Annotated in this window: 25 protein-coding genes; all 25 read right to left on the bottom strand. The window is 54.2% G+C overall.

The window, feature by feature from the left end:
• Position 1: 1 nt before the first annotated feature.
• Positions 2 to 178: a 50S ribosomal protein L30 gene (gene rpmD / locus GHO42_RS05250; protein ID WP_003186033.1), complete on the bottom strand. Its 177-nt coding sequence runs from the start codon at positions 176 to 178 to the stop codon at positions 2 to 4.
• A gap of 2 nt (positions 179 to 180) precedes the next feature.
• Entirely contained in the window at positions 181 to 681 is a 501-nt protein-coding gene (rpsE, locus tag GHO42_RS05245) for a 30S ribosomal protein S5 (RefSeq protein WP_003186035.1), read from the bottom strand.
• 3 nt (positions 682 to 684) lie between these two features.
• Complete coding sequence (rplR, locus tag GHO42_RS05240) at positions 685 to 1,035, bottom strand: 50S ribosomal protein L18 (RefSeq protein WP_016779181.1); 351 nt, start codon at positions 1,033 to 1,035, stop codon at positions 685 to 687.
• 10 nt (positions 1,036 to 1,045) lie between these two features.
• The gene (gene rplF, locus GHO42_RS05235; protein ID WP_016779180.1) at positions 1,046 to 1,579 is read right to left on the bottom strand and encodes a 50S ribosomal protein L6; all 534 of its coding nucleotides are present in this window, start codon (positions 1,577 to 1,579) and stop codon (positions 1,046 to 1,048) included.
• A 12-nt stretch (positions 1,580 to 1,591) separates the two neighbouring features.
• Positions 1,592 to 1,984, bottom strand: a complete 393-nt coding sequence (gene rpsH, locus GHO42_RS05230) for a 30S ribosomal protein S8 (RefSeq protein ID WP_003444366.1) — start codon at positions 1,982 to 1,984, stop codon at positions 1,592 to 1,594.
• A gap of 211 nt (positions 1,985 to 2,195) precedes the next feature.
• Complete coding sequence (gene rpsN, locus GHO42_RS05225) at positions 2,196 to 2,501, bottom strand: 30S ribosomal protein S14 (RefSeq protein ID WP_003444367.1); 306 nt, start codon at positions 2,499 to 2,501, stop codon at positions 2,196 to 2,198.
• 13 nt (positions 2,502 to 2,514) lie between these two features.
• On the bottom strand, positions 2,515 to 3,054 hold the full coding sequence (gene rplE / locus GHO42_RS05220) for a 50S ribosomal protein L5 (RefSeq protein WP_003444368.1): 540 nt from the start codon (positions 3,052 to 3,054) through the stop codon (positions 2,515 to 2,517).
• Between the two features lie 22 nt (positions 3,055 to 3,076).
• The gene (gene rplX, locus GHO42_RS05215; RefSeq protein ID WP_016779179.1) at positions 3,077 to 3,391 is read right to left on the bottom strand and encodes a 50S ribosomal protein L24; all 315 of its coding nucleotides are present in this window, start codon (positions 3,389 to 3,391) and stop codon (positions 3,077 to 3,079) included.
• Between the two features lie 11 nt (positions 3,392 to 3,402).
• Positions 3,403 to 3,771 (bottom strand): 50S ribosomal protein L14, encoded by a 369-nt coding sequence (rplN, locus tag GHO42_RS05210; RefSeq protein WP_002555479.1) that lies wholly within the window; start codon positions 3,769 to 3,771, stop codon positions 3,403 to 3,405.
• Between the two features lie 23 nt (positions 3,772 to 3,794).
• A complete protein-coding gene (gene rpsQ, locus GHO42_RS05205; protein WP_003194644.1) occupies positions 3,795 to 4,061 on the bottom strand; it encodes a 30S ribosomal protein S17 in 267 nt (88 codons plus the stop codon).
• 2 nt (positions 4,062 to 4,063) lie between these two features.
• Positions 4,064 to 4,255: a 50S ribosomal protein L29 gene (rpmC, locus tag GHO42_RS05200; protein ID WP_003444371.1), complete on the bottom strand. Its 192-nt coding sequence runs from the start codon at positions 4,253 to 4,255 to the stop codon at positions 4,064 to 4,066.
• Positions 4,255 to 4,668 (bottom strand): 50S ribosomal protein L16, encoded by a 414-nt coding sequence (gene rplP, locus GHO42_RS05195; protein WP_016779178.1) that lies wholly within the window; start codon positions 4,666 to 4,668, stop codon positions 4,255 to 4,257. Before rplP ends, rpmC begins: the two co-directional genes overlap by 1 nt.
• 12 nt (positions 4,669 to 4,680) lie before the next feature.
• Positions 4,681 to 5,367, bottom strand: a complete 687-nt coding sequence (rpsC, locus tag GHO42_RS05190) for a 30S ribosomal protein S3 (RefSeq protein WP_003176422.1) — start codon at positions 5,365 to 5,367, stop codon at positions 4,681 to 4,683.
• Positions 5,368 to 5,380: 13 nt separating this feature from the next.
• Positions 5,381 to 5,713 (bottom strand): 50S ribosomal protein L22, encoded by a 333-nt coding sequence (gene rplV / locus GHO42_RS05185; protein ID WP_003444373.1) that lies wholly within the window; start codon positions 5,711 to 5,713, stop codon positions 5,381 to 5,383.
• A 13-nt stretch (positions 5,714 to 5,726) separates the two neighbouring features.
• Positions 5,727 to 6,002 carry a 30S ribosomal protein S19 gene (gene rpsS, locus GHO42_RS05180; RefSeq protein ID WP_003232420.1) on the bottom strand — a complete coding sequence of 92 codons (276 nt, stop codon included), beginning with the start codon at positions 6,000 to 6,002 and terminating at the stop codon, positions 5,727 to 5,729.
• Positions 6,003 to 6,018: 16 nt separating this feature from the next.
• Positions 6,019 to 6,843 carry a 50S ribosomal protein L2 gene (gene rplB, locus GHO42_RS05175; RefSeq protein ID WP_016779177.1) on the bottom strand — a complete coding sequence of 275 codons (825 nt, stop codon included), beginning with the start codon at positions 6,841 to 6,843 and terminating at the stop codon, positions 6,019 to 6,021.
• Between the two features lie 14 nt (positions 6,844 to 6,857).
• Positions 6,858 to 7,157 (bottom strand): 50S ribosomal protein L23, encoded by a 300-nt coding sequence (gene rplW / locus GHO42_RS05170; RefSeq protein WP_003444375.1) that lies wholly within the window; start codon positions 7,155 to 7,157, stop codon positions 6,858 to 6,860.
• Positions 7,154 to 7,756 carry a 50S ribosomal protein L4 gene (gene rplD / locus GHO42_RS05165; protein WP_016779176.1) on the bottom strand — a complete coding sequence of 201 codons (603 nt, stop codon included), beginning with the start codon at positions 7,754 to 7,756 and terminating at the stop codon, positions 7,154 to 7,156. The genes rplW and rplD overlap by 4 nt, the downstream gene beginning before the upstream one ends.
• Positions 7,757 to 7,768: 12 nt before the next feature.
• Complete coding sequence (rplC, locus tag GHO42_RS05160; protein ID WP_016779175.1) at positions 7,769 to 8,404, bottom strand: 50S ribosomal protein L3; 636 nt, start codon at positions 8,402 to 8,404, stop codon at positions 7,769 to 7,771.
• Between the two features lie 81 nt (positions 8,405 to 8,485).
• Positions 8,486 to 8,797, bottom strand: a complete 312-nt coding sequence (gene rpsJ / locus GHO42_RS05155) for a 30S ribosomal protein S10 (protein WP_003186070.1) — start codon at positions 8,795 to 8,797, stop codon at positions 8,486 to 8,488.
• A gap of 144 nt (positions 8,798 to 8,941) precedes the next feature.
• Positions 8,942 to 10,135: an elongation factor Tu gene (gene tuf, locus GHO42_RS05150; protein ID WP_016779174.1), complete on the bottom strand. Its 1,194-nt coding sequence runs from the start codon at positions 10,133 to 10,135 to the stop codon at positions 8,942 to 8,944.
• Between the two features lie 35 nt (positions 10,136 to 10,170).
• On the bottom strand, positions 10,171 to 12,276 hold the full coding sequence (gene fusA, locus GHO42_RS05145) for an elongation factor G (protein ID WP_094999500.1): 2,106 nt from the start codon (positions 12,274 to 12,276) through the stop codon (positions 10,171 to 10,173).
• A gap of 30 nt (positions 12,277 to 12,306) precedes the next feature.
• On the bottom strand, positions 12,307 to 12,777 hold the full coding sequence (gene rpsG / locus GHO42_RS05140) for a 30S ribosomal protein S7 (RefSeq protein WP_016779172.1): 471 nt from the start codon (positions 12,775 to 12,777) through the stop codon (positions 12,307 to 12,309).
• 123 nt (positions 12,778 to 12,900) lie between these two features.
• Positions 12,901 to 13,272 (bottom strand): 30S ribosomal protein S12, encoded by a 372-nt coding sequence (gene rpsL / locus GHO42_RS05135; RefSeq protein ID WP_002555494.1) that lies wholly within the window; start codon positions 13,270 to 13,272, stop codon positions 12,901 to 12,903.
• A gap of 216 nt (positions 13,273 to 13,488) precedes the next feature.
• Positions 13,489 to 17,688 (bottom strand): DNA-directed RNA polymerase subunit beta', encoded by a 4,200-nt coding sequence (gene rpoC, locus GHO42_RS05130; protein ID WP_094999501.1) that lies wholly within the window; start codon positions 17,686 to 17,688, stop codon positions 13,489 to 13,491.
• Between the last annotated feature and the right edge of the window lie 52 nt (positions 17,689 to 17,740).

The following is a 17,740-nucleotide window of genomic DNA, read 5'->3' as shown; positions in this document are numbered from 1 at the left end:
ATTAACCCTCTACACGCAGCATGTAGTAAGCCTTGTTGATCATCCCGCGATTCTCGGGAGTATCAAGTACTTCTACAGTGTGACCGATGCGACGCAGACCCAGACCCTTAACGCACAGTTTGTGGTTAGGGATACGGCCGGTCATGCTTTTGATCAGCGTTACTTTAACGGTAGCCATGATCAGAAGATCTCCTTGACGCTTTTGCCACGCTTGGCGGCAATAGATTCAGGAGATTGCATAGCTTTCAAACCTTTGAAAGTGGCGTGAACCACGTTTACCGGGTTAGTCGAGCCGTAGCACTTGGCCAGTACGTTCTGAACGCCAGCAACTTCGAGGACAGCACGCATAGCGCCGCCAGCGATGATACCGGTACCTTCAGAAGCAGGCTGCATGTAAACCTTGGAAGCGCCGTGGGCGGATTTCATGGCGTACTGCAGAGTGGTGCCGTTAAGGTCCACTTGAATCATGTTGCGGCGAGCAGCTTCCATTGCCTTCTGGATCGCAGCAGGCACTTCACGTGACTTGCCACGGCCGAAGCCAACGCGCCCTTTACCATCACCAACCACGGTCAACGCGGTGAAAGTGAAGATACGGCCGCCTTTAACGGTTTTGGCTACGCGGTTAACTTGAACCAGCTTCTCAATGTAGCCTTCGTCGCGCTTTTGGTCGTTATTTGACATAACTTAGAACTCCAGCCCAGCTTCACGAGCAGCCTCAGCCAGCGCTTTCACGCGGCCGTGGTACTTGAAGCCAGAGCGGTCGAAAGCCACCTGCGAGACGCCAGCGGCTTTTGCACGCGTAGCGACCAGCTGGCCAACCTTTGTGGCCGCGTCGATGTTGCCAGTGGCACCATCACGCAGTTCTTTGTCCAAAGTCGAGGCGCTTGCCAGGACTTTGCTGCCGTCGGCCGAGATGACCTGGGCGTATATGTGCTGTGCCGAGCGGAACACGCAGAGACGCACGACTTCTAGTTCGTGCATTTTCAGACGTGCTTTGCGAGCGCGGCGCAGGCGAGTAACTTTTTTGTCGGTCATTTGCTATGCCCTACTTCTTCTTGGCTTCTTTACGACGGACGACTTCGTCCGCGTAACGTACACCCTTGCCTTTATAAGGCTCTGGCGGACGGAAACCGCGGATCTCAGCGGCCACCTGACCTACCAGCTGCTTATCAATACCCTTGATCAGGATATCGGTTTGGCTAGGAGTCTCAGCGGTGATGCCTTCCGGCAACTCGTAATCCACTGGGTGCGAGAAGCCAAGAGCCAGGTTCAGCACTGTGCCTTTTGCTTGCGCTTTGTAACCAACACCGACCAGCTGGAGCTTGCGCTCGAAGCCTTGGCTTACGCCTTGGACCATGTTGTTTACCAACGCACGAGTGGTACCAGCCATTGCGCGAGTTTGTTGATCGCCATTGCGAGCAGCGAAACGCAGCTCACCAGCTTCTTCAACAATCTCAACGGACGAATGGATGTTCAGTTCTAGAGTACCCTTGGCACCCTTCACCGAAAGCTGTTGGCCGGCGAATTTTACTTCGACACCAGCTGGCAGCTTAACGGGGTTCTTAGCGACGCGTGACATGCTTATCCCCCCTTAGAACACAGTGCAAAGAACTTCGCCGCCGACACCGGCAGCGCGCGCAGCACGATCCGTCATCACACCTTTGCTGGTGGAGACGATAGACACACCCAGACCGCCACGAACTTTCGGCAGATCTTCGGAGGACTTGTACTGACGCAGGCCTGGACGGCTAACGCGCTTAACTTCTTCGATAACCGAACGGCCTTCGAAGTACTTCAGCTCGATAGACAGCAGTGGCTTGATTTCGCTGCTGATCTGATAATCCGCGATGTAACCTTCGTCTTTGAGAACTTTGGCTACAGCTACCTTCAACGTGGAAGATGGCATGCTTACGACGGACTTTTCAGCCATCTGGGCATTACGGATTCGAGTTAGCATGTCCGCTAACGGGTCCTGCATACTCATGGGCTAGACGCTCCTGATACAAAAAGAATTAGCCTTGCGGCTACAACTGTCGCCGAGTACTCAATGCTTAAAAAGCACGGGCTCAGGCGAGCCGGTCATTCTAGACACACGCCAGAAATGAATCAAGCCCCAATAGGGGCTTGATTCATATTCAAGGTCACCGGCTGTCAGGATCTTGCAACCCTGACAGGGGTAACTTTGCCTGTGCGCCTTACCAGCTGGCTTTAACCAGACCTGGTACGTCGCCACGCATTGCTGCTTCACGCAATTTGTTACGGCCAAGGCCGAACTTGCGGTAAACACCATGCGGACGGCCAGTCAGGCGGCAGCGGTTACGCATGCGCGCAGCGCTTGCGTCACGTGGCTGCTTCTGCAGAGCAACTTGAGCTTCCCAACGTGCTTCTGGACTTGCGTTCAGATCCACGATGATAGCTTTCAGTGCTGCACGCTTCTTGGCGAACTTGGCAACCGTGAGCTGACGTTTCAGCTCGCGGTTTTTCATGCTCATCTTAGCCATGGTCCTACTCCAATCAGTTGCGGAACGGGAATTTGAAAGCACGCAGCAAGGCGCGACCTTCATCATCTGTCCGAGCAGTGGTGGTCAGGGTAATGTCCAGACCGCGGAGAGCATCGATTTTGTCGTAGTCGATTTCCGGGAAGATGATCTGCTCTTTTACGCCCATGCTGTAGTTACCACGACCATCGAAGGACTTGGCATTCAGGCCGCGGAAGTCGCGTACCCGAGGCAGGGAGATCGACAGCAGACGATCCAGGAATTCGTACATACGCTCACGGCGCAGAGTAACCTTAACGCCGATCGGCCAGCCTTCGCGAACTTTGAAGCCTGCGATGGACTTGCGAGCGTAGGTCACTACACATTTTTGACCCGTGATTTTTTCCAAATCAGCTACAGCGTGCTCGATGATTTTCTTATCACCGATCGCTTCGCCCAAACCCATGTTCAGGGTGATTTTGGTAACGCGCGGAACTTCCATCACGTTCGAAAGCTTAAGTTCTTCCTTAAGTTTCGGAGCGATTTCCTTCCGGTAAATCTCTTTTAGTCGTGCCATGGTCTCATCTACCTAGCAGTGTTCAAGCATCAACCGCTTTTTGGGTCGACTTGAAGACACGAATTTTTTTGCCTTCTTCTACTTTGAAACCAACGCGATCTGCTTTGCTGGTTTCGCTGTTGAAGATGGCCACGTTAGAAGCGTCCAGTGGAGCTTCTTTCTCGACGATACCGCCTTGTACGCCCGACATCGGGTTAGGCTTGGTATGACGCTTAACCAGGTTCAGACCGCCAATAACCAAACGGTTGTTAGCGAGAACCTTAAGCACCTTACCGCGCTTACCTTTGTCTTTGCCGGCGATCACGATGATCTCGTCGTCACGACGAATCTTTTGCATGTCGGATCTCCTTACAGCACTTCTGGGGCGAGCGAGACGATCTTCATGAACTTCTCAGTACGAAGTTCACGGGTCACTGGCCCAAAGATACGGGTGCCGATCGGCTCTTGCTTGTTGTTCAGAAGAACAGCAGCGTTGCCATCAAAGCGGATAATGGAGCCATCAGCACGACGTACGCCGTGACGAGTGCGGACTACAACAGCAGTCATCACTTGGCCTTTTTTCACTTTACCGCGAGGAATTGCTTCCTTCACGGTAACTTTGATGATGTCACCGATACCAGCGTAACGACGATGGGAGCCACCCAGCACCTTGATGCACATAACGCGGCGTGCGCCGCTGTTATCGGCCACATCGAGCATGGATTGAGTCTGAATCATATAATTTCTCCGACCCCTAGTCCTTAGACTTCCACAGCGCGTTCGAGAACATCAACCAGTGCCCAAGACTTGGTCTTGGCCATCGGACGAGTTTCACGAATAGTGACTTTGTCGCCGATGTGGCACTGATTGGTTTCGTCGTGCGCGTGCAGCTTAGTCGAACGCTTAACGTATTTACCGTAGATCGGGTGCTTAACGCGACGCTCGATCAGAACGGTGATGGTTTTGTCCATCTTGTCGCTGACAACACGGCCAGTCAGCGTACGGACAGTCTTTTCGGCTTCAGCCATGATTACTTACCTGCCTGCTGTTTGAGCACAGTCTTCACGCGAGCGATGTCACGCTTAACTTGCGAGAGCAGATGCGACTGCCCCAACTGGCCAGTTGCTTTCTGCATACGCAGATTGAACTGGTCGCGCAGCAAGCCGAGCAGTTGCTCGTTCAGCTGCTGTGCGGATTTTTCACGAAGTTCATTCGCTTTCATCACATCACCGTCCGTTTAACAAAGGAGGTGGCGAGCGGCAGCTTTGCAGCAGCCAGGGCGAAAGCCTCACGCGCCAGCTCTTCAGTAACACCCTCGATTTCATACAGGACTTTGCCTGGCTGAATCTGGGCAACCCAATATTCCACGTTACCCTTACCTTTACCCATACGAACTTCTAGGGGCTTTTTGGAAATAGGCTTGTCCGGGAATACACGGATCCAGATCTTGCCGCCACGCTTAACGTGACGGGTCAGTGCACGACGCGCTGATTCGATCTGACGAGCGGTGAGACGACCACGAGCAACAGACTTCAGCGCGTATTCGCCGAAGCTGACTTTGCTACCGCGCAATGCCAAGCCACGGTTGTGGCCAGTCATTTGCTTGCGGAACTTCGTACGCTTAGGTTGTAACATTTGGCGTACCCCTTACTTAGCAGCTTTTTTACGAGGCGCTGGTGCTTGTGGCTTCAGTTCTTCTTGGCGACCACCAATTACTTCGCCTTTGAAGATCCAAACCTTTACACCGATCACACCGTAAGTGGTGTGAGCTTCGTAGTTGGCATAGTCGATGTCGGCACGCAGGGTGTGCAATGGCACACGACCTTCGCGATACCATTCAGTACGTGCGATTTCAGCACCGCCGAGACGACCGCTCACTTGGATTTTGATGCCTTTGGCACCAATGCGCATAGCGTTCTGTACAGCGCGTTTCATCGCGCGACGGAACATTACACGACGCTCCAGCTGCTGAGCTACGCTCTGCGCAACCAGCATACCGTCGAGTTCCGGCTTGCGGATCTCTTCGATATTGATGTGCACAGGCACACCCATTTGCTTGGTCAGGTCCTGACGCAGTTTCTCAACATCTTCACCTTTCTTCCCGATAACGATACCTGGACGAGCGGTGTGGATGGTGATACGTGCAGTTTGGGCCGGACGATGGATATCGATACGGCTTACGGACGCGCTTTTTAGTTTGTCTTGGAGGTATTCACGCACCTTCAGATCAGCGAACAAGTAGTCCGCATAAGTCCGGCCGTCTGCGTACCAGACGGAGGTGTGCTCCTTGACGATTCCCAGGCGAATGCCAATGGGATGTACTTTCTGACCCATCTCTTCGACTCCGTTACTTGTCAGCAACCTTGACAGTGATATGGCAAGACCGCTTGACGATGCGATCAGCGCGGCCTTTGGCACGCGGCATGATGCGCTTCAGCGAACGCCCTTCGTTGACGAAAACGGTGGCGACTTTCAAGTCGTCAACGTCTGCGCCTTCGTTATGCTCGGCGTTGGCTACGGCCGACTCCAGCACTTTCTTGATGATCTCGGCGGCTTTCTTGTTGCTGAAAGCCAACAGGTTGAGCGCTTCGCCCACCTTCTTCCCGCGGATCTGGTCGGCGACCAAGCGGGCTTTCTGGGCGGAGATTCGAGCGCCCGACAACTTAGCGGCTACTTCCATCGTTCCTTACCCCTTAACGCTTGGCTTTCTTGTCTGCCACGTGCCCACGATAAGTGCGGGTACCGGCAAACTCGCCTAGTTTATGGCCAACCATGTCTTCGTTCACGAGAACTGGGACATGAAGACGACCGTTATGCACAGCGATGGTCAGACCGACCATTTGTGGCAGGATCATCGAACGACGCGACCAGGTTTTCACCGGTTTGCGATCGTTCTTTTCCGCCGCCACTTCGATCTTCTTCAGTAGGTGAAGATCAATAAAAGGACCTTTTTTCAGAGAACGTGGCACTGTCGTATCCCTCTATTTACTTGCGACGACGGACGATCATTTTGTCGGTACGCTTATTACCACGAGTCTTCGCGCCCTTAGTCGGGAAGCCCCATGGCGATACCGGATGACGACCACCAGAGGTACGACCTTCACCACCACCATGTGGGTGGTCAACCGGGTTCATGGCAACACCACGAACGGTTGGGCGAACGCCACGCCAGCGTTTGGCACCAGCTTTACCCAGCGAACGCAGGCTGTGCTCGGAGTTCGAGACTTCACCCAGGGTCGCACGGCATTCAGCCAGTACTTTACGCATTTCACCAGAGCGCAGACGCAGGGTCACATAGACACCATCACGAGCGACCAGCTGAGCCGAAGCACCAGCGGAACGTGCGATTTGCGCGCCTTTACCCGGCTTCAATTCGATGCCGTGTACGGTGCTACCAACTGGAATGCTGCGCAGTTGCAACGAGTTACCCGGCTTGATTGGGGCCAAAGCACCCGAAATCAGCTGGTCGCCAGCACTCACGCCTTTAGGGGCGATGATGTAGCGGCGCTCGCCGTCTGCGTACAGCATCAGAGCGATGTGAGCAGTACGGTTTGGATCGTATTCGATACGCTCAACAGTGGCTGGAATGCCATCTTTGTCGTTGCGACGGAAGTCGACCATACGGTAATGCTGCTTATGACCACCACCGATGTGACGAGTGGTAATACGGCCATTGTTGTTACGACCACCAGACTTCGATTTCTTCTCGAGCAGCGGTGCGTGAGGAGCGCCTTTATGCAGCTCCTGGTTGACCACCTTGACCACATGACGGCGGCCAGGGGAAGTCGGTTTGCATTTAACGATTGCCATGATGCACCCCTTCCTTACTCAGCACTGCTGCTGAAATCGAGATCTTGGCCTGGCTGAAGGGAGATTACTGCCTTCTTCCAGTCATTACGCTTGCCCACGCCGCGAGCGGTGCGCTTGCTCTTACCCAGAACGTTCAGGGTAGTAACACGCTCAACTTTCACGCTGAACAGGCTTTCGACGGCCTTCTTGATTTCCAGCTTGGTTGCATCGGTAGCAACCTTGAAAACGAACTGGCCTTTCTTGTCTGCCAGAACCGTAGCCTTCTCGGAAACGTGCGGGCCAAGCAGAACTTTAAATACGCGTTCCTGGTTCATCCCAGCAGCTCCTCGAATTTCTTCACGGCCGACACGGTGATCAACACCTTGTCGTATGCGATCAGACTAACTGGATCGGAACCTTGCACGTCACGTACATCAACGTGTGGCAGGTTACGAGCAGCCAGGTACAGGTTCTGATCAACACCTTCAGACACGATCAGGACATCAGTCAGACCCATGCCATTCAGCTTGTTGAGCAGATCTTTGGTTTTCGGCGCTTCAACAGCGAAGTCCTGAACCACGACCAGACGATCAGTACGCACCAGCTCAGCAAGGATGGAACGCATTGCTGCGCGATACATCTTCTTGTTCAGCTTCTGGGAGTGATCCTGTGGACGAGCTGCGAAAGTGGTACCGCCGCCACGCCAGATTGGGCTACGGATAGTACCGGCACGAGCACGGCCAGTACCTTTCTGACGCCAAGGGCGCTTACCGCCACCACGAACGTCGGAACGGGTCTTTTGCTGCTTGCTACCTTGACGGCCGCCGGCCATGTAGGCCACGACTGCTTGGTGAACCAGCGTCTCGTTGAATTCGCCGCCGAAAGTCAGTTCGGAAACTTCGATCGCTTGAGCGTCATTTACATTTAATTGCATGTCAGCTTCCCCTTAACCGCGAGCCTTGGCCGCTGGACGTACAACCAGGTTGCCGCCAGTAGCGCCAGGAACAGCACCCTTGACCAACAACAGATTGCGTTCAGCGTCGACGCGCACTACTTCCAGGGACTGCACGGTCACGCGCTCAGCGCCCATATGACCGGACATTTTTTTGCCCTTGAATACACGACCAGGAGTCTGGCACTGGCCAATAGAGCCCGGGACGCGGTGGGAAACGGAGTTACCGTGAGTGTTGTCTTGGCCACGGAAATTCCAACGCTTGATCGTACCCTGGAAGCCTTTACCCTTGGACTGACCGGTTACATCAACCAGTTGGCCAGCGGTGAAGATTTCAGTGTTGATCAGATCGCCAGCCTGGTACTCGCCTTCTTCAAGACGGAATTCCATTACGGTACGACCGGCGGCAACGTTTGCTTTAGCGAAGTGACCCGCTTGAGCAGCTGTTACACGCGAAGCGCGACGCTCGCCGACAGTGACTTGCACTGCACGATAGCCATCGGTTTCTTCAGTTTTGAACTGGGTGACGCGATTCGGCTCGATCTCAATGACCGTGACCGGAATGGAGACACCTTCTTCGGTGAAAATACGGGTCATACCGCATTTACGACCGACTACACCAATAGTCATGTTGTAAACCTCATGAGTGTACGGGGCTTTCACCCGCTATGGCCGCCCATTTCAGAGCGTTACACGACTAAGACCCAAGTCTTAGCCGAGGCTGATCTGCACTTCCACACCGGCCGCAAGATCAAGCTTCATAAGTGCATCAACGGTTTTATCCGTTGGCTGGACGATGTCCAGTACGCGCTTATGAGTACGGATCTCGTACTGGTCACGCGCGTCTTTGTTGACGTGCGGGGAGACCAGAACGGTGAACCGCTCTTTACGGGTAGGCAGTGGAATTGGACCACGCACTTGAGCACCAGTACGTTTCGCGGTTTCCACGATTTCCTGGGTTGATTGGTCGATCAGGCGATGGTCAAAAGCCTTCAACCTGATACGGATTTGCTGATTTTGCATTGGATTTCAGACTCCAGATTGCTGTTCCCACCGAGCGCAATACGCCCGTTAAAAGGAGGCGCAATTCTATAGACGACCCCAGTAGGTGTCAACTCAATAAAAAAAGCCCCCGCTGAGCGGGGGCTTTTTTCAGGCAATCATCACTTACGCGATGATTTTGGCTACAACGCCAGCGCCAACGGTACGACCGCCTTCACGGATTGCGAAACGCAGACCGTCTTCCATTGCGATGGTTTTGATCAGGGTAACAACCATTTTGATGTTGTCGCCCGGCATTACCATCTCAACGCCTTCCGGCAGTTCGCAGTTACCAGTTACGTCAGTTGTACGGAAGTAGAACTGAGGACGGTAGCCTTTGAAGAACGGAGTGTGACGGCCGCCTTCTTCTTTGCTCAACACGTACACTTCAGCTTCGAAGGTAGTGTGTGGCTTAACCGAGCCTGGCTTAACCAGAACCTGGCCACGCTCAACGTCGTCACGCTTGGTGCCGCGCAGCAGCACGCCGCAGTTCTCGCCCGCACGACCTTCGTCGAGCAGCTTACGGAACATTTCAACGCCGGTGCAGGTGGTAACAGTAGTGTCACGCAGACCAACGATTTCCAGCGGATCTTGAACGCGAACGATACCGCGCTCGATACGGCCAGTTACAACAGTACCGCGACCGGAGATCGAGAATACGTCTTCGATTGGCATCAGGAACGGCTTGTCGATAACACGTACTGGATCTGGAATGTAGGTATCCAGAGTTTCAACCAGTTTACGAACGGCAGTGGTGCCCATTTCGTTGTCGTCTTTGCCTTCCAGCGCCATACGAGCCGAACCGATGATGATCGGAGTGTCGTCGCCTGGGAAGTCGTAAGTCGACAGCAGGTCACGAACTTCCATCTCAACCAGTTCCAGCAGCTCAGCGTCGTCTACCAGGTCAGCCTTGTTCAGGAAAACCACGATGTACGGAACGCCAACCTGACGGGACAGCAGGATGTGCTCACGGGTTTGTGGCATCGGACCATCAGCGGCCGAACAAACCAGGATAGCGCCGTCCATCTGAGCAGCACCGGTGATCATGTTCTTCACATAGTCAGCGTGACCTGGGCAGTCAACGTGAGCGTAGTGACGAATGTGCGAGTTGTATTCAACGTGCGCAGTGTTGATCGTGATACCACGAGCTTTTTCTTCTGGCGCGCTGTCGATTTTATCGAAGTCAACGATTGCCGAACCGAAAACTTCGGAGCAAACACGGGTCAGAGCTGCAGTCAGCGTGGTTTTACCATGGTCAACGTGACCGATAGTGCCAACGTTGACGTGCGGTAGGGAACGATCAAATTTTTCTTTAGCCACGACAATTAACTCCTTGCCTAAAGGACTGAACTAAATCAGCCTTGTTTTTTAGTAACAGTTTCGACGATGTGCGCCGGAGCTGTATCGTATTTTTTGAATTCCATAGAGTAGCTTGCGCGACCCTGGGACATGGAACGAACGTCGGTCGCATAACCGAACATTTCACCCAACGGTACTTCAGCACGAATTACTTTGCCGGAGACCGTATCTTCCATACCCTGGATCATGCCGCGACGACGGTTCAAGTCGCCCATCACGTCACCCATATAGTCTTCAGGTGTAACAACCTCTACCGCCATGATCGGCTCAAGCAGCTCACCGCCACCTTTGGTAGCCAGTTGCTTGGTCGCCATGGAAGCAGCCACCTTAAACGCCATCTCGTTGGAGTCGACGTCGTGGTAAGAACCATCAAACACGGTAGCCTTCAGGCCGATCAGCGGATAGCCGGCAACAACACCGTTCTTCATCTGCTCTTCGATACCCTTCTGGATAGCCGGGATGTATTCCTTAGGAACCACACCACCTACCACTTCGTTCACGAACTGCAGACCTTCCTGACCTTCGTCAGCAGGTGCAAAACGAATCCAGCAGTGACCAAACTGGCCACGACCGCCGGACTGACGAACGAACTTGCCTTCGATCTCACAGTTCTTCGTGATGCGCTCACGATAGGAAACCTGAGGCTTACCGATGTTGGCTTCGACGTTGAACTCACGGCGCATCCGGTCAACCAGGATGTCCAGGTGCAGCTCGCCCATGCCAGAGATGATCGTTTGACCAGTCTCTTCATCAGTTTTAACGCGGAAAGATGGATCTTCCTGAGCAAGCTTGCCCAGTGCAACACCCATTTTTTCCTGGTCATCCTTGGTCTTAGGCTCTACGGCAACCGAAATAACCGGCTCCGGGAAGTCCATACGAACCAGAATGATTGGCTTGTCAGCGTTGCACAAAGTCTCACCAGTGGTGACGTCCTTCATGCCGATCAAGGCCGCGATGTCACCAGCGCGTACTTCCTTGATTTCTTCACGGGCGTTTGCGTGCATTTGCACCATACGACCCACGCGCTCTTTCTTGCCCTTAACCGAGTTGATTACGCCGTCGCCGGAGTTCAACACGCCCGAGTAAACACGGACGAAGGTCAAGGTACCCACGAATGGGTCGGTAGCGATCTTGAACGCCAGAGCCGAGAACGGCTCGTTGTCGTCTGCATGACGCTCCAGTTCGATAGTCTCGTCATCCGGGTCAGTACCCTTGATGGCAGGAATATCAGTCGGAGCAGGCAGGAAGTCGATAACGGCGTCGAGAACCAGGGGAACACCCTTGTTCTTGAAGGAAGAACCGCAAACAGCCAGGACGATCTCACCAGCGATAGTACGCTGACGCAGAGCCGCCTTGATTTCCGCGATGGTGAATTCTTCACCTTCGAGGTACTTGTTCATCAGCTCTTCATTGGCTTCGGCCGCAGCCTGAACCATGTTGTCGCGCCACTCGTCAGCAAGATCTTTCAGCTCAGCTGGAATTTCTTTGCGAACAGGAACCATACCTTTGTCAGCATCGTTCCAGTACACAGCTTCCATGTTGATCAGATCGATCTGACCCTGGAAGTTGTCTTCGGAACCGATAGCCAACTGGATTGGAACTGGAGTGTGGCCCAGACGCTTCTTGATCTGCTCGATAACGCGCAGGAAGTTGGCACCAGCACGGTCCATCTTGTTTACGTAAACAAGACGTGGAACGCCGTATTTGTTGGCTTGACGCCATACGGTTTCCGACTGAGGCTCAACGCCCGAGGTACCACAGAACACAACGACAGCGCCGTCGAGTACACGCAGGGAACGCTCAACTTCAATAGTGAAGTCAACGTGGCCCGGGGTATCGATTACGTTGAAGCGGTGTTCGTCCTTGTACTGCTTGGCAGAACCTTTCCAGAAGGCGGTAATGGCAGCAGAAGTAATGGTAATACCACGCTCCTGCTCCTGAACCATCCAGTCTGTGGTCGCGGCGCCATCATGCACCTCGCCCATTTTGTGACTTTTGCCAGTGTAAAACAGTACGCGCTCGGTGGTGGTGGTTTTACCAGCATCCACGTGAGCGACGATACCGATGTTACGGTAGCGACTAATCGGAGTAGTACGAGCCATAAAGCCCTCGCAAAATTAGTGAAGCTGAAATTAGAAGCGGTAGTGCGAGAAAGCTTTGTTAGCTTCGGCCATACGGTGCACGTCTTCACGCTTCTTAACAGCAGCACCTTTACCTTCGGCAGCGTCCAACAGTTCGCCAGCCAAACGCAGAGCCATAGACTTCTCGCCGCGCTTGCGGGCGAAGTCTACCAACCAGCGCATTGCCAGGGCGTTACGACGGGACGGGCGAACTTCGACCGGAACCTGGTAAGTAGCACCGCCTACACGGCGCGACTTCACTTCGACCAGCGGAGCGATGGCGTCGAGAGCTTTCTCGAAGAGTTCCAGGGGATCGCTGTTCTTGCGTTCTTTAACCTTTTCCAGCGCGCCATAAACGATACGCTCGGCAACGGCTTTTTTGCCGCTTTCCATCACGTGGTTCATGAACTTGGCCAGAATTTGGCTTCCGTATTTTGGATCGTCAAGCACTTCGCGCTTGGCTGCTACGCGTCTTCTTGGCATGGATAAGCCCTCAAACGGTCTTCAGGTTAGCTCGGAACCATTACACCCCAGGGATGCAGGTCCGACCTTACTCTTATCGACTCAGAAAAAAAGAAATCTGCATTATTTACCGGAAACCGAAGACTACTTCGGCTTCTTGGTACCGTACTTCGAACGACCTTGGTTACGACCTTTAACGCCGGAAGTATCCAAAGAGCCGCGAACGGTGTGGTAACGAACACCTGGCAAGTCTTTTACACGACCGCCACGAATCAGTACCACGCTGTGTTCTTGCAGGTTGTGACCTTCACCACCGATGTACGAGGAAACCTCGAAACCGTTGGTCAGGCGCACACGGCATACTTTACGCAGTGCCGAGTTAGGTTTTTTCGGCGTAGTTGTATACACACGGGTGCATACGCCACGACGTTGCGGGCAGTTTTGCAGCGCAGGTACGTCGGATTTCTCGACGATACGCTTACGCGGCTGACGTACCAGCTGGTTGATAGTTGCCATCTACTAGCTCCACTGTTGTCTTGCGACGCTATTGTCTTGCAAGAAAAGCAAAATGGCAGGAACGAATTCCCGCCAAATTTAGGGGTACAAGAGTCTAAAGAGGATCTTGCCCCCAGTCAAGGCAAGGCCCCGACACTTCCACTCATCAAACCCAGACAAATTGTCTCGATTCGATGAACGGAACTGCCGGGGCCCGCCCATCATTTACCGCAGAACTCAGTTACCGCTCGAGTTCAGCGCTTCGGTCAGTGCAGCTTCCACTTCACTGGCGCTTACGCGCAACGGCTTGTCAGCCTCACGGCGGCGCTTACGCTCGCTGTGGTATGCCAAACCGGTACCTGCCGGGATCAGACGACCCACGACAACGTTTTCTTTCAGGCCGCGCAGGTAATCGCGCTTGCCGGTTACCGCCGCTTCGGTCAGTACTCGAGTGGTCTCCTGGAAAGAGGCCGCCGAGATGAACGATTCAGTCGACAACGACGCCTTGGTGATACCCAGCAGGACGCGAGTGAACTTGGACACGAACTTGTCTTCGTTGCCCAGACGCTCGTTCTCGGTCAATACCTGCGTCAACTCCATCTGGTCGCCCTTGATGAAGGTGGAATCGCCAGACTCGGCAATCTCAACTTTACGCAGCATCTGACGCAGAATGGTCTCGATGTGCTTATCGTTGATTTTTACGCCTTGCAGACGGTAAACGTCCTGGATCTCGTTAACGATGTACTTGGCCAGCGCACTCACACCCAGCAGACGCAGGATGTCGTGTGGATCGCTTGGACCGTCGGAGATAACTTCGCCGCGGTTCACTTGTTCGCCTTCGAAGACGTTCAGGTGGCGCCACTTTGGAATCAGCTCTTCGTACGGATCAGTACCGTCGTTCGGGGTAATAACCAGACGGCGCTTGCCTTTGGTTTCTTTACCGAACGCGATGGTGCCGCTGACTTCAGCCAGAATCGAGGCTTCTTTCGGACGACGGGCTTCGAACAAGTCAGCAACCCGTGGCAGACCACCGGTGATGTCTCGAGTTTTCGAAGTTTCTTGCGGAATACGAGCGATAACGTCACCGATCGCGATTTCCGCACCATCCGCTACACCGACCAAGGCGTTCGCTGGCAGGAAGTACTGAGCCGGTACGTCGGTACCTGGCAACAGCAGATCCTTGCCATCAACACCCACCATCTTGACGGCTGGACGAATGTCCTTGCCGGCAGCTGGACGGTCTTTGGCATCAAGTACTTCAATGTTGGTCATACCGGTCAATTCGTCAGTCTGACGCTTGATCGTGATGCCTTCTTCCATGCCCACGTAGGTCACGGTACCTTTCATTTCGGTAACGATTGGGTGAGTGTGAGGATCCCACTTGGCTACGATAGAGCCAGCGTCAACCTTGTCACCTTCTTTAACCGAAATCACGGCGCCGTACGGCAGCTTGTAACGCTCACGCTCACGACCGAAGTCATCAGCAATGGCCAGCTCACCGGAACGGGATACTGCAACCAGGCAGCCATCTACACGCTCAACGTGCTTCAGGTTGTGCAGACGGACAGTACCGCCATTCTTCACCTGAACGCTGTCAGCAGCGGAGGTCCGGCTTGCCGCACCACCGATGTGGAACGTACGCATGGTCAGCTGTGTACCCGGCTCACCGATCGACTGGGCAGCGATAACGCCGACAGCTTCACCGATGTTCACCTGGTGACCACGAGCCAGATCACGGCCGTAGCACTTGGCGCAGATACCGAAACGGGTTTCGCAGCTGATTGGCGAGCGCACGATCACTTCGTCGATGCTGTTCAGCTCGATGAATTCAACCCACTTCTCGTCAACCAGGGTGCCTGCAGGAACGATAACTTCCTCGGTGCCCGGCTTGAATACGTCACGGGCGATTACTCGACCCAGTACGCGCTCACCCAATGGCTCAACAACGTCGCCGCCTTCGATGTGCGGAGTCATCAGCAGACCGTGTTCGGTACCGCAGTCAACTTCAGTCACAACCAGATCTTGTGCAACGTCTACCAGACGACGTGTCAGGTAACCGGAGTTAGCTGTTTTCAAGGCGGTATCCGCCAGACCCTTACGAGCACCGTGAGTCGAGATGAAGTACTGAAGTACGCTCAAACCTTCACGGAAGTTCGCAGTAATCGGCGTTTCGATGATGGAACCGTCCGGCTTGGCCATCAGACCACGCATACCGGCCAGCTGACGGATCTGCGCAGCAGAACCCCGTGCGCCGGAGTCGGCCATCATGTACATCGAGTTGAACGATTCTTGCTCGACTTCGTTGCCGTGGCGGTCGATTACCTTCTCTTTCGAGAGGTTGGACATCATCGCCTTGGAAACTTCATCGTTAGCTTTCGACCAAAGGTCGATTACCTTGTTGTACTTCTCGCCCTGGGTTACCAGGCCGGAGGCGTACTGACTTTCGATCTCTTTCACTTCATCGGTTGCAGCCGCGATGATGCGAGCTTTTTCATCCGGGATAACGAAGTCGTTAACACCGATGGAAACGCCGGAGATGGTCGAGTAAGCAAAACCGGTGTACATCAACTGGTCAGCGAAGATCACGGTCTCTTTCAAACCAACCACGCGGTAGCACTGGTTGATCAGCTTGGAGATCGCTTTTTTCTTCATCGGCAGGTTGACGACGTCGTACGACAGACCTTTTGGCACAACCTGGAACAACAGCGCACGGCCGACAGTGGTGTCGACGATACGGGTGTTGGTCACGCTGCCGCCATCACGGTCGTTGACGGTTTCGTTGATACGAACCTTGACCTTGGCGTGCAGTGCGGCTTCGCCGGCACGGAATACACGGTCAACTTCCTGCAAGTCAGCGAATACACGACCTTCGCCTTTGGCGTTGATCGCTTCACGCGTCATGTAGTACAGACCCAATACAACGTCCTGCGACGGAACGATGATTGGCTCACCGTTGGCTGGCGACAGAATGTTGTTGGTCGACATCATCAACGCGCGCGCTTCCAACTGGGCTTCCAGTGTCAGCGGTACGTGCACGGCCATTTGGTCGCCGTCGAAGTCGGCGTTGTACGCAGCACAGACCAGAGGGTGCAGCTGGATAGCTTTACCTTCGATCAGTACCGGTTCAAACGCCTGGATACCCAGACGGTGAAGGGTCGGTGCACGGTTGAGAAGAACCGGGTGTTCGCGGATAACTTCAGCGAGAACGTCCCACACTTCCGGCAACTCGCGCTCAACCATCTTCTTGGCGGCTTTGATGGTGGTAGCAAGACCACGCATTTCCAGCTTGCCGAAAATGAACGGCTTGAACAGCTCGAGAGCCATTTTCTTCGGCAGACCGCACTGGTGCAGACGCAGGGTCGGACCTACGGTAATTACCGAACGACCCGAGTAGTCAACACGCTTACCGAGCAAGTTCTGACGGAAACGACCTTGCTTACCCTTGATCATGTCAGCCAGGGATTTCAGAGGACGCTTGTTCGAACCGGTGATAGCGCGACCACGACGGCCGTTGTCGAGCAGTGCGTCGACCGCTTCTTGCAACATACGCTTTTCGTTGCGCACGATGATGTCCGGAGCGGACAGATCAAGCAGGCGCTTCAAGCGGTTGTTACGGTTGATCACTCGACGGTACAGGTCGTTGAGGTCGGAAGTCGCGAAACGACCGCCATCCAACGGTACCAGAGGACGCAGATCTGGCGGCAGAACCGGCAGAACGGTCAGAACCATCCACTCCGGAAGGTTGCCGGAGCCCAGGAAGGCTTCCATCAACTTCAGGCGCTTGGACAGCTTCTTGATTTTGGTTTCAGAGTTGGTTTGCGGAATTTCTTCACGCAGACGGCCAATCTCGTGCTCCAGGTCGATAGCGTGCAGCAGTTCACGGACAGCTTCAGCACCCATGCGGGCATCAAAGTCGTCGCCGAACTCTTCCAGCGCTTCGAAGTACTGCTCATCGTTCAGCAGCTGACCTTTTTCCAGAGTGGTCATGCCCGGATCGATAACGACATAGCTCTCGAAGTAGAGAACGCGTTCGATATCACGCAGGGTCATGTCCATCAGCAAGCCGATACGGGACGGCAGCGATTTCAGGAACCAGATGTGAGCAACCGGCGAAGCCAGTTCGATGTGAGCCATGCGCTCGCGACGGACCTTGGCCAGTGCGACTTCAACGCCACACTTCTCACAGATCACACCGCGGTGCTTCAAGCGCTTGTACTTACCGCACAGGCACTCGTAATCCTTTACCGGGCCAAAGATCTTGGCGCAGAACAGGCCGTCACGCTCAGGCTTGAACGTACGGTAGTTGATGGTTTCCGGCTTTTTAACTTCACCGAACGACCACGAACGGATCATCTCAGGCGATGCCAATCCAATACGGATGGCGTCGAACTCTTCGACTTGACCCTGGTTTTTCAGCAAATTCAGTAGGTCTTTCAAGGCCTTTCCTCCTGGCGGAGCAGAGAGCGGGCCATACAGCCCCGCTCTCGAT

The sequence above is a fragment of the Pseudomonas sp. FSL R10-0056 genome (genome assembly GCF_009600105.1).
Lineage (GTDB): Bacteria > Pseudomonadota > Gammaproteobacteria > Pseudomonadales > Pseudomonadaceae > Aquipseudomonas > Aquipseudomonas bubulae.
This window is presented reverse-complemented; position numbering and strand designations above follow the sequence as displayed.